Here is an 11,136-nt window from a genome sequence, read left to right as displayed (position 1 = left end):
TCGCCGGCTGCAGCGACGCCGTCAGATCCACCTGGCCGTCGTCCTTGAGCGCGGTGACATGCGCCTCGGCGATCTGCACCTTGAACTGCCTGCGCGCATCGTCGACCCAGGCCGTCCACGCCGGGAACGACGCATTCTTCATCTGGATCTGCACCGCGTTGCCGACCACCTGCACCTGGGTCGCGGCAAGACCGTGATCGCTGAGCGACGCGGTGAGGGCGTCCTTCAGCGCCGCGCCGGTCGGCGCGACGCCTTGCGCCGCCGCCGACAGCGCCCGCGCTTCGTTCGCCTGCGCGGTCATCTGCGCGAGCTGCCGCTGCAGGGTAGGCAGCGATTCACGCAGATGCGCGCGGCCTTCCTGCGCCGGCGCCCACAGCACCGACCACGCGAGCACCACGGCGAGCACGCCGCCGCCCCACGTGATGATGTTTTTTTCGCGCCCGGTGCGCTGGTCCCAGAAGCCGGCCCATGTTTGAGCGAGTTCAGCTTTCATTGTCCGTTCCTGATGGTCCACTTGCCGGTATTGCTGTCGATCGCGCCGCTCAGCCCGTTGCGCGCGAGGCGCTTCGCAAAGTCGGCGTCGAGCTTGACCTCGGGCTTGAAGGTCACGTCGAGCCGCCGGTCGTGATAGTCGAGCGCGGCGAGGCCATTGACCGGCACCGGCGCGAGCGAGCGCGCGAAGCCGTCGGCCAGCGCCAGGAAATCGTCCGGCGACAGTTCGCCCGCCGCCACCCGCAACTGCTGCAACTGGCGCGACAGCTGGTCGGGCGCATCGAGCACGACGGTCGTCTTCGGGAAGGTGTTGAGGAGCAGTTCGGTCATCTGCGTGTTGATCGCGTCGCGTTGGCGCGCGAGCATCAGCCACTGCACGTTCGCGCCGACAATCGCGATCACCAGTGCGCCGATTGCCAGCAGCACCGGCAGGCGCAAGCGCCGCAACGTCGCGCGATCGAGCCGCCACGGCTGCGACGCGAACTCGAACTGACACAGGTCGAAGCGGCACTCCAGCGCGCGCCGCGCGAGCTGCTCGAACGGCAACGGACTCGCGCCGTGGATGTGTGCCGCGAGCCGCGCCGGGCTGGTCGCGGCCAGACCCGGCTCATTGCCGGGCACTTCGGTCAGCATGTACAGCGAGACGGACGCCGCGCCGGCGAGCGCGCCGAGCGTCGCGTTCACCGCGCCGGCCGGCACCGCCAGCCCTTCGCCTTGCACGCCACGCGCAATCGCCAGTTCGACGCGCGGCACGCCGCTGTCGACCACGCCTTCCAGCAGCATCGCGGGCGCGGTCTGAACCACCGCGCCAAGCACGGCCGCCACCACCGGCACCACGGATGCGACATCCGGCGCCACCACCGGCGCGACGCCCGGCAGCGACGTCGCCACGCTGGCCGAACCCGCCAGCGCCGGCTCGCCTGCGTTGACCAGTTCCGCTATTTCGGCGGGCGTATCGGGCGCGCCGGCCTGCGGCAGGCAGCGCGTGACCGGCACGGCGCGCAGGCTGCGGTGGCCGGCGGTGGTAAACGCTGCGCAGATGAAGCGGAACCAGCCGCGGTCGATGATCGCGAGCAACTGCCGCCCGCCCGCCAGCGGCTGCGGATCGACGGCGATATGACAGGTTTGCGGATCCTGGATCAGCTGATCTTCGACGATATTCGGCAATGCCTGACGCAGCTTCGGACCGCGCAGCGGCGGCAGCGTCGTGGGCATCATCAGCAGGTCGCGCGCGGCGACCATCAGTACCGTCGACGCAGCGCGCGGCAGCAGCGCGAGCGCCGAGCGGCCGGCGCGCTGGGTGCGGCCCGACTTGTCGAGCAGGACGAACGGCAGCTCCGGCAATTGCCATTCCTGCGATGGCACCGCCGGATCACGCGGCGGCAGTAGAACGATCAGCGTGCTCAAAGGCCACTCTCTCTGGGAATTGCGTTGTTCATAGCTGGTCCTGTACCCGCACGATACGCGTAGTGTGAGTCATTGCATCGCGATAGACGAGGGTCGTGCGGTCCACTTCGGCGCGTTCGTGCTGCACGCGGCCGTGGATCAAAAAGTAGCTGGAGTTGACGTCGAGCTGGCCCGGATCGATCGAGACCGACTGCACCCCGGCGCCGCGCAACGCGAGCTGCACGTCGCCGACGTTGTGGAAAAACACCGTCTGCCGGCTCGCGACGAAACCCTGCGCCGCCGACAGACTCATGCCCGGCACGACCGCCGCGATCACTTCGGCCGACGCCGTATTCATGTTGACCGCGGTGACGGTCGGCAGCACGGTGACGAAGGGCCGCAAGCGCGCGACCATCTCCGGCGTGTAGCCCGGAATATCGAGCAGCGCGTCGACGCTGGTCATTTGCAGCGGTGCGACGGCCGGGTTGTCGTCGTCTTCGAGACCGGGCTGGCTGGTGAAGCTGCCGCCGGTGGCGCCGCCCTGGACGGGCGATGTCGCCGTCGTGCCGCTGGGGGACGTGACGCTCTGGAAGCGGGTCGCCGATTGCGAGAGGCTGTTGCGCACCTGGAGCGCGGTGTTTTTTGCCAGCTGGCTGTTCACGCCGAGCGACACGAGCAGGCGCTGATACGCGCCGATCTGCCCGGTGTCCAGCTGCATCACACCGGGCGCGGGGCTCGAGACCAGATTGCGCAGATTGAATTTCGCCTGGGCGTCTTCGATCGAACCGGACAGGTAGGTTGCCGCGCCTTGCTCGGCCCGGACCTCGCCGATCTGGCCGAGAAAATCGGACAGGCGCGTCTTTGCGATCGGCACGCCCCACAGGCCGCCGAGGTAGGTGATGCCGGCCGACGTATCGCCCTCCGAGCGCAGGATCAGGCGCGTCCAGTCCAACGCGCCGCGCGCGACCCATTGAGCCTGTGAGAGCAGGCGCTGGTTTTCTATCCGGCGAATCTGGACCTGCTGGCGCCACAGCATGCCGGAGACCAGGATCGCCGATAGCGCCACGACGAGCAGCGCGCTGATGATCGCCGCGCCTTGCTGGTACGCCCGCGAGGGAGGGCGCCTGGTCGGTTTGCCGCGGACATGGACAGGGGCCGCCGCACGCGCCCCGACCGGCAGCGAAGAAGCTGAAGACCGTCGCAAAGATGACCAGGAGAATTTCATTTCATTCTCCGACGAGAAAAACCCGCGTCACGGGCCGCGCCAGCGAGCTCGCGCCGACGCTCACTTCCAGCCCGGTCACCGAGCGCGGCAGCGGCGCATTGCCCAGCTGCGGCACCTTCAGATTGTTGTCGGCCCCGGTAATCGCGCTCTGCACGTCTTTCATCTGCGTGGTCCAGCCGACTCCCGGCACGTAAAGCCGCGCGGAGATCGAACCGACGCCGCCCATCAACGGCACCGCGGTCCAGCCTTCGCCCTCGCTGCCGCGCAGCGCGCGCCGCAGATCGCCGGCATTGCCGAGCGGCGGCGACGCGTACCGGATCACGCGTCCATTGGATATCTGGTAGCGCACCACCTGCAGACGCGGCGCCGTTCCCGGCAAGACCATCTGGCGCACGATCTGCAACGTGTTGCCGGACACCGAAATCGCCGCCTGTCCGGACTCGTCGTCGGACGCGGCCTGGCGTGCGTCGATCCGCATCTGGTCGAACACCTGGGCAAAGACGCGCTCTTCTTCCATCGCGTTCGTGATGGTCGTGCGGCCGCGAATGATCTGGTCGAGCCCGCGCCACGACAGCACGGCGATCACCGCCAGGATCGCAATCGCGACCAGCAGTTCGATCAGCGTGAAGCCACGCGCGCCCGACCGGCGACGGCGCTCAGAGCGAGCGGTTGTTTTCATTGGCGACCACCGTGACCATCTGGGCGAGATTGCCGGAACCCCCAGGCATCGTCACCCTCACTTCCACACGACGGAACACCGGATTGGGCGTCGCCGTCACATGCTCGGTGCAGATCAACTGCAAGTTGCCCTGCGAGCAATCGAAACTCGTCTCGCCGACGTTCGGCCACGCATGCGTCAGACGCAATTGCGCGAGCGTATTGTCCGCGCTCCAGCCGGCCAGCAAACGCCGGTGCAACTCGGCTTCGCCGCTCGCGAGACTGCCGACCGCGCGCAACGACGCCGCCAGCGCCACCGCGATGATCGCCAGCGCCACCAGCACTTCGATCATCGTGAAACCGCGCTGCGTGTGCGTGGCACGCTCGCGAGCGATCCTGCTGCAACGACGCATCTCAGTGCACCTCGTAGCGGCCATTGCCGGTGCCGACGATCGTCGCGCGCCCCGCCGCCGAAAACAGCGTGATCTGCACCGGCACGTCGATCGCTTCGGTGCCGAAGACGATGCGGCTGGGCTGCGAATCCGAGCCCGGATAACTGATCGTCACGCCGCTCACGCCGCCTTCCCATTGACGCGGCCCGAGCAGATCGTCACGCAGCGGACGCCAGCCGTCTTCGGTACGCTGGTCGAAACGGAAGCCGCCTTCGGTCGGTTGCCACGCGATCGGCCGCGCGCGCACCTGCGCTTCGTCGCCGGCCGATTCGAACAGCAGCGCGAGGCGCTGCGCTTCCTCGTTCAGGTCGGTGCGCGGATTGCGCGTCATCGTCAGCGCGGTCAACGACACCAGCAGGCCGGCAATCACGAGCACGACCATCATTTCGAGCAGCGTGAAACCCGCGGCGCGGCGCGGACCACGCGGACCACGCGGCGCATGCGCGCGCGCGCGACGCGCGCCGGCGCACGCCGCGCGCGGCGAGGACGCCGTACACGGAGTGTCCACACGGGACTTGCAAGCGGACATACGCATAGTGCCGGCCACCCACGATCAACCAGAAATCAGACAACGATGAATCGACAACGCACGCGGGCTTCGCCGGAAAGCGGGGCACACAGCAAAGCAGTCGCGTGCATGAAGGTCAACTGAAGCTCAACGCTTGCGCAACGCGCCTATTGCCACGAGCCGATGTCGGCGTCATTGCCTTCGCCGCCGGCCTTGCCATCCGCGCCGTAGCTGAACACGTCGATCTCGCCATGCACGCCCGGATTCAGATACTGATAGGCATTGCCCCACGGATCGCTCGGCAGACGCTCGAGGTAGCCGCCGTCCTTCCAGTTGTTCGGCACCGGATCGGTACCCGGCTTTTCGATCAGCGCGCGCAGGCCCTGCTCCTGAGTCGGATAGCGGCCGTTGTCGAGACGGTAGAGCTTGAGCGCCTGCATCACCGTGCCGATGTCCTGCCTGGCGGCGACCCGTCGCGCTTCGTCCGGGCGGCTCATGATTTTCGGCACGATCAACGCGGCCAGAATGCCCAGAATCGCGATCACGACCATGATTTCAATCAGCGTGAAACCGCGTTGACGACGGCTGCGCGAACCCGCGATATCCGTGCGGCGAGTGCTCGACAGTTGCATAGCTTTGCTACCTCTTTTCAGGTGAATTTTCTGACCGGGCGGGATTCGCCTGTCAGCGATCAGGCTGCCATTGAACACGCCCGGCCGGTCATTTTAATGTCATGCAGTTCAAGGGTTGCGAGAAAACGCCGGGGCGCTTTCCACCAACGCAAGTTTCACAATAGTCCGTACAATAATGCGCATGAACGCCATCCAAATCCGCCTTCTGTCGCTCGCGCTGTTCGCCGTGTTCTGCGCGACGCTGACCTACTGGGTCATCACGCTCGCCACCATGTCCGGTGCGCCGTTGCCGGCCGCCGCCGCGCATGCGCAGGTCTCGACCGACCAGGCCGCCACGCTGTTCGGCGGCCAGCTCACGCGCAACGCCAATCAGGACGTGCATCTGTTCGGCATCCTCGCTTTGGGCAAGGGTGCCGCGGCCATCGTCAGCGTGGGCGGTGAACCGCCGCATGCGGTATCGATCGGCAGCCTGCTGATGCAGGGCGCCCGGCTCTCCGAAGTGCGCGCCCGCTCGATCATCATCGACCGCAACGGCTCGCATTCCGAAGTCTTCCTGCCCGCCAACCCGGCCGGTCCCACGATCTACGTGCGCTAAGGCAAAAGTAAAAGCCGCGCGCAGCGCGCGCGTGGCTGCTTTAACCGCTTCGAACGGCTTAACCGCCTTAACCGATTGCGCGGCCATCGCAGCCGTCACGCCCACGCCGTGCAATCCGCTCGCTTCCCCGGGTTACTGCACGAGGTTGTTCAACTCGATGATCGGCAGCATCACCGCCAGCACGATCACCAGCACCACGCCCCCCATCGCCAGAATCAGCAGCGGCTCCAGCAGGCTCGTCAGGAACATCGTGCGACGCTCCAGTTCGCGCGCTTCGCCGTCGGCCGCACGGTCGAGCATGGTGGTCACGTCGCCGGTCGCTTCGCCCGAACGGATCAGGTGCACCAGCACCGGCGGAAACGTCTTCGTATTACCGAGCGCGCGCGACAGCGACGTGCCTTCGCGCACGCGCACGATCGCGTCGTCGATGTTCTCGCGCATCGCGTTATTGCTGAGCGTTTCGGCGGCGGCTTGCAACGCGCGCAGGATCGGCACGCCCGCGGCCGTCAGAATGCCGAGCGTGCTGGCAAAGCGCACGGTGTTATAGCCGCGCACGAGTTTGCCGAGCAGCGGCGCGCCCAGCAGCCAGCGGTCGAACGCGAGGCGCGGGCCGGCCTGCTTCAGCACCGAGCGCACCAGATACGCCAGCACGGCGACGCCGGCCAGCATCGCCCACCACCAGTGCCGCACGAAGCCGGACAGCGCCATCATCATCACGGTGAGGATGGGCAGTTGCTGCCTGGTGCTGGCGAACACGTTCACCACTTGCGGCACCACGTAGCTCAACAGAAACGTGACGATGCCGAACGCGATGATCGTCACGATGGTCGGGTACGTGAACGCGAGCACGATCTTCTGCTTCAGCGCGTTGCGTTGCTCGATGTAGTCGGCGAGGCGCGACAGCACCAGACCGAGCTTGCCCGTGTGCTCACCGGCGGCCACCAGTGCCCGGTAAATTTCGGGGAAGTCTTTCGGATGCTGCGTCAGCGCGTTGGCGAGCGAATGACCGCCGAGCACTTCGGCGCGAATCGACGCCATCAACTCGCGGATGTAGTCGCGCTCCGACTGTTCGGTAAGCACCGCGAGCGCTTCGTCGAGCGGCAAACCGGCGATCAGCAGACTGGCCAGCTGGCGCGTCAGGATCGCCTGCTCGCGCTGCGACAAGCGCCGCCCCAGCGACAGGCGCTGATTACGCTCGCCGCGCGTGCGCGACGCCGCCGGCTCGACGACGAGCGGCGTGAGTCCTTGCGAGCGCAGATTGGTGCGGGCGCCGCGCGCGCTGTCCGCATCGAGCACGCCTTTTTGCGCCTTGCCCGCCGCGTCGATCGCTTCGAAACGGAATGCCGGCATGCGCTTATGCTCCGCCCGTCACGCGAATCACTTCTTCAAGCGACGTCAGCCCGGACGCGAGCCAGCGGTCCGCATCCTCGCGCAACGTGCGCATGCCTTGCTCGCGGCCCGCTGCGAGAATGTCCGCATCGGCCGCATTGCGGTGGACCAGCGAACGGATCGCGTCGTCGATCAGCAGCAGTTCGTACACGCCGCGCCGTCCCGCATAACCGGACTGAGCGCAGCGGTCGCAACCGACCGGATGCCAGCGCACGCTGCCGTCCGCTTCGGTGCGCTCTTCGCGGCACACCGGGCACAGCCGCCGCACGAGCCGCTGCGCCAGCACGCCAAGCAGCGACGACGCCAGCAGATACGGCTCGACGCCCATGTCGGTCAGACGCGTGACCGCGGAGGCTGCATCGTTCGTGTGCAGCGTCGCCAGCACGAGGTGGCCGGTCAGCGACGCCTGCACCGCGATCTGCGCGGTTTCGAGGTCGCGGATTTCACCGATCATGATGACGTCCGGATCCTGCCGCAGAATCGAGCGCAGCGCGCGTGCGAAGGTCATGCCGATCCGCTCGTTGACCTGTGTCTGGCCGATGCCGGAGAGGTCGTATTCGATCGGGTCTTCGACCGTCATGATGTTGGTGGTCGCCGTTTCGAGCCGCGACATCGCCGCGTACAGCGTGGTCGTCTTGCCCGAGCCGGTCGGCCCGGTCACCAGCACGATGCCGTGTGGCTTGCCGATCAGCTTGTCGAATTTGCGGAGCGTGTCCGGGCCCATGCCGAGCGCTTCGAGGTTCAGGCGCGAGGCGTCTTTTTCCAGCAGACGCAGCACCGCGCGTTCGCCGTGACCGGTCGGCAGCGTCGACACGCGCACGTCGACCGGACGGCCGCCGACGCGCAGCGTGATGCGCCCGTCCTGCGGCAGACGCTTCTCGGCGATGTCGAGCTGCGCCATGATCTTGATCCGCGAGATCAGCGCGCCGTGCAGCGCCTTCTTCGGCCGCACCACGTCGCGCAGCGTGCCGTCGACCCGAAAGCGCACCACCGACGCATTCTCGAACGGCTCGATGTGAATATCCGACGCCTGTTCGCGCGCCGCCTGCGTGAGCAGCGCGTTGATCATGCGGATGATCGGCGCGTCGTCTTCGGATTCGAGCAGATCCTCGACCTCGGGGATGTCCTGCATCAGGCGCGACAGGTCGACTTCGCCTTCCACTTCGCCAACCACCTGCGCGGCGCTGCCGTCCTGGCGCGCATACGCCTGGTTGATCGCCTGCGCGAGTTCGTCGGCGGCCAGCCGCACGACCGACACCGCGCCGAAGTTGCGCGCGACTTCGGCGAGCGCGGCTTCACTGGTGCGTTCGCTGATCCAGACTTCGAGGCTGTCGGCATGCTGATGCGCGACCAGAATCTGGCCGCTGCGGGCGAAGCCGTACGGCACCAGCCGCGCGGCGAGCGGCGAGGGCGCGGCGCGTTCGACGTGCCCGGCCTGTTCGGCAACAGCCGCTGGCGGAAGCGCCGCAGCCTGCGCGGCGACAGCGGCACGCACCGTTGCCGGCGACGCCGGGCCTGACAGCGGCGTGGACGGCACACTCACGGCTGCGCTCCTGGGGAAGCGGTGGACGGCGACGTCGCCGGCACCGGGTTGGTCTGCACCGCGCCATTGTTCACCGGAGCGGGTACGACGACCGGCGGCCGCGTCATCTGTTGACGACGCATCTGGTCGAGATCGAACAGGTTCATGGCGGGCGAGCCACCCTGGCTGGGGCCGAGCGGCATCGGCGGCACCACCGGATCGTCCTTGTCCCTGATCAGGTTGTTATCCGACCGGTACGCGCCCTGCACGCCCTGGATGTAGTCGTAGCGGTTCGACGTCACGGCCTGCGCGGTATCGCGATCGGTGATGATCACGGGGCGCAGGAACACCATCAGGTTGGTCTTGTTGCGGTTCTTCTGCTCCGAGCGGAACAGCTGGCCGATCCACGGAATATCGCCGAGCAGCGGCACCTTGCTGTTGCTGACCTGGTAGTTGTCCTGCATCAGGCCGCCCAGCACGATGATCTCGCCGTTATCGGCGAGCACGGTCGACTGGATCGAACGCTTGGTGAACTGCGGGCCCGCCGGGTTGGTCACCGCGTTGGTGGTGCCGTTCACGATCGCCGAGTCTTCGGTGTAGAGCTGCAGCTTGAGAATGCCGCCGTCGGTGATCTGCGGCTTGACGTGCAGCGTCAGACCCACGTCGACGCGGTCGAAGGTATTGAACGCCGCGCTCGTGGCGCCGCTCGTCAGGTTCGAATACGAACCCGTCTGGATCGGCACGTTCGTACCGACGACGATCTTGGCTTCCTCGTTGTCCAGCGTGATCAGGTTAGGCGTGGACAGCACGTTTGCGTCGGCGGTCTGCGACAGCGCCTGCAGCAGCGCGCCGAGTCCCTGCACACCGAAAATGTTGCGGATCCAGCCGACATTGAGACCCTGCTGGAGATTCTGCGCGGCGAGCGCCGTGCCGAGCCCGCCGGTGGCCCCGGCCGCCCCGGCCGCCGCGGCCGCCGCCGTCAGGTTGACGATGCTGTTGCCGGAGCCGGTCGCGAGGTTGGTGCCGGCATAGATCGAACTGTTCGCGACCTGCCACTGAATGCCGAGATTCGCATTCGTGTTCGAGTTCAGCTCGACGATCAGCGCCTCGATATAGACCTGCGCGCGCCGCGCGTCGAGCTGGTCGATCACCGCCCGCAGGTTGCGGTACACCGGCTCGGGCGCCGTGATGATCAGCGAATTGGTGGCGGAGTCCGCCTGGATCATGCCGCCGGGCTGATTCTCGTCGCCCTTGTCCTTGTCGCCGCCGAGCAGGCCGCCGGCACCGGCGCCGCCACCCGACGAGCCGTATGCGCCGCCGCCGCCCATCGGCGAGGACATCGAACTGCTGCTGAGTCCGCCCGACGGCAACGGCGGCGTACCCGAGGTGCCCGTCGAACTGCTGCCCAGCGAGCCGCCGCCGCCCTGGTTGAACGAACTTGCTTCGTTCGGGCCGCCCGACGTGCCGCTTTCGCCGCCTTTGCCGAGCATGCCGCGCAAGGTCTTCGCGAGCCTCGTCGCGTCCGCGTTGCGCAGCGGCACGACGTGCATGTTGCCAGGCATCGTGGTCGGCGTGTCGAGCTGCTTCGCCAGCTCCTTCGCCGCAGCGAGGCGGCCGCCGTTCGACGCGCGGATCAGCAGCGAGTTGGTGCGGGGGTCGGCCGTGATGGACACCTTCAGTGTCGCGTCGGTGCTGCCGATCGCGCCCGGGTCGAGCATTTTGGTCAGTTGTGCGGCGATGTCGATCGCGTTCGCATTCCTCAGCGGCACCACCGAAACCGACTGGCCCGCCGCGGTGTCCACACCCGCGATGATCTGCGCGATCCGCCGCACGTTGTCGGCGTAGTCGGTGACGACGATCGTATTGTTGGCCGGGTAGGCCGCCACGGTATTGTTCGGCGAGATCAGCGGACGCAGCACCGGCAGCAGGTTGTTGGCCGATTCATTCTTCAGCACGAACACCTGCGTGACCACCTGGTCGCCGCGCGCGACGGGCGCATTGCCGACGTAGGTCGGCACGCCCTGCAGCTTGGCGTCGGCTTCGGGCACGACCTTCAGCACGCCGTGATCCTGCACCAGCGCGAAACCCTGCATGCGCAACGCGGATTGCAGGGTCTTCAGCGCCTGGTCCTCAGGCACCGCATTTTCCGACACCAGGTTCAACTGCCCCTTCACACGCGGGTCGACGATGATCGTTTTGCCGGTTGCCGCGCCGATCGCCCTGGCGACCTGGTCGATATCGGCGTTCACGAAGTTGAGGGTCACCTGGGCCTGTGCTG

General features: G+C 67.2%; 11 protein-coding genes. 1 reads left to right on the top strand and 10 read right to left on the bottom strand.

Annotation, left to right across the window (positions count from 1 at the left end):
- From HV744_RS35275 to gspG, 7 genes are all read right to left on the bottom strand, one after another.
- Positions 1-493 (bottom strand): type II secretion system protein M (locus HV744_RS35275; RefSeq protein WP_175153888.1); only part of this gene is annotated, 493 nt, incomplete at its 3' end.
- Positions 490-1,899, bottom strand: coding sequence for a type II secretion system protein GspL (gene gspL / locus HV744_RS35270; protein WP_175153887.1), 1,410 nt, complete (start codon positions 1,897-1,899; stop codon positions 490-492). The genes gspL and HV744_RS35275, both read right to left, overlap by 4 nt.
- Before the next feature lie 28 nt (positions 1,900-1,927).
- A complete protein-coding gene (gspK, locus tag HV744_RS35265; protein WP_175153886.1) occupies positions 1,928-3,103 on the bottom strand; it encodes a type II secretion system minor pseudopilin GspK in 1,176 nt (391 codons plus the stop codon).
- A gap of 1 nt (position 3,104) precedes the next feature.
- The gene (locus HV744_RS35260; RefSeq protein WP_175153885.1) at positions 3,105-3,782 is read right to left on the bottom strand and encodes a PulJ/GspJ family protein; all 678 of its coding nucleotides are present in this window, start codon (positions 3,780-3,782) and stop codon (positions 3,105-3,107) included.
- Positions 3,760-4,173 (bottom strand): type II secretion system minor pseudopilin GspI, encoded by a 414-nt coding sequence (gene gspI / locus HV744_RS35255; protein ID WP_175153884.1) that lies wholly within the window; start codon positions 4,171-4,173, stop codon positions 3,760-3,762. The genes HV744_RS35260 and gspI overlap by 23 nt, the downstream gene beginning before the upstream one ends.
- A 1-nt stretch (position 4,174) precedes the next feature.
- Positions 4,175-4,747 carry a GspH/FimT family pseudopilin gene (locus tag HV744_RS35250; protein ID WP_175153883.1) on the bottom strand — a complete coding sequence of 191 codons (573 nt, stop codon included), beginning with the start codon at positions 4,745-4,747 and terminating at the stop codon, positions 4,175-4,177.
- Positions 4,748-4,887: 140 nt separating this feature from the next.
- The gene (gspG, locus tag HV744_RS35245; protein ID WP_175153882.1) at positions 4,888-5,352 is read right to left on the bottom strand and encodes a type II secretion system major pseudopilin GspG; all 465 of its coding nucleotides are present in this window, start codon (positions 5,350-5,352) and stop codon (positions 4,888-4,890) included.
- A 181-nt stretch (positions 5,353-5,533) separates the two neighbouring features.
- Here gspG and HV744_RS35240 point away from each other — a divergent pair, with 181 nt between their 5' ends.
- On the top strand, positions 5,534-5,947 hold the full coding sequence (locus HV744_RS35240) for a type II secretion system protein N (protein ID WP_175153881.1): 414 nt from the start codon (positions 5,534-5,536) through the stop codon (positions 5,945-5,947).
- A gap of 132 nt (positions 5,948-6,079) precedes the next feature.
- Here the strand turns inward: HV744_RS35240 and gspF are convergent, their stop codons facing one another.
- The 3 genes from gspF to gspD all read right to left on the bottom strand — a co-directional run.
- Entirely contained in the window at positions 6,080-7,297 is a 1,218-nt protein-coding gene (gene gspF, locus HV744_RS35235) for a type II secretion system inner membrane protein GspF (protein WP_175153880.1), read from the bottom strand.
- A gap of 4 nt (positions 7,298-7,301) precedes the next feature.
- A complete protein-coding gene (gene gspE, locus HV744_RS35230; protein WP_175153879.1) occupies positions 7,302-8,879 on the bottom strand; it encodes a type II secretion system ATPase GspE in 1,578 nt (525 codons plus the stop codon).
- Positions 8,876-11,136 (bottom strand): type II secretion system secretin GspD (gene gspD / locus HV744_RS35225; protein ID WP_175153878.1); only part of this gene is annotated, 2,261 nt, incomplete at its 5' end. The genes gspD and gspE, both read right to left, overlap by 4 nt.

Source organism: Paraburkholderia ultramafica, from assembly GCF_902859915.1.
In the GTDB taxonomy this organism is placed as follows: Bacteria; Pseudomonadota; Gammaproteobacteria; order Burkholderiales; family Burkholderiaceae; genus Paraburkholderia; species Paraburkholderia ultramafica.
The sequence above is the reverse complement of the archived record's forward strand: the minus strand, read 5'-3'. Positions and strand labels throughout refer to the sequence as shown.

Coding starts and splice junctions, on each gene's coding strand:
- HV744_RS35260 (WP_175153885.1), bottom strand. CDS start 3,782: ATGAAAACAACCGCTCGCTCTGAGCGCCGTCGCCGGTCGGGCGCGCGT.
- gspK (WP_175153886.1), bottom strand. CDS start 3,103: ATGAAATTCTCCTGGTCATCTTTGCGACGGTCTTCAGCTTCTTCGCTG.
- gspI (WP_175153884.1), bottom strand. CDS start 4,173: ATGCGTCGTTGCAGCAGGATCGCTCGCGAGCGTGCCACGCACACGCAG.
- HV744_RS35250 (WP_175153883.1), bottom strand. CDS start 4,747: ATGCGTATGTCCGCTTGCAAGTCCCGTGTGGACACTCCGTGTACGGCG.
- HV744_RS35240 (WP_175153881.1), top strand. CDS start 5,534: ATGAACGCCATCCAAATCCGCCTTCTGTCGCTCGCGCTGTTCGCCGTG.
- gspF (WP_175153880.1), bottom strand. CDS start 7,297: ATGCCGGCATTCCGTTTCGAAGCGATCGACGCGGCGGGCAAGGCGCAA.
- gspG (WP_175153882.1), bottom strand. CDS start 5,352: ATGCAACTGTCGAGCACTCGCCGCACGGATATCGCGGGTTCGCGCAGC.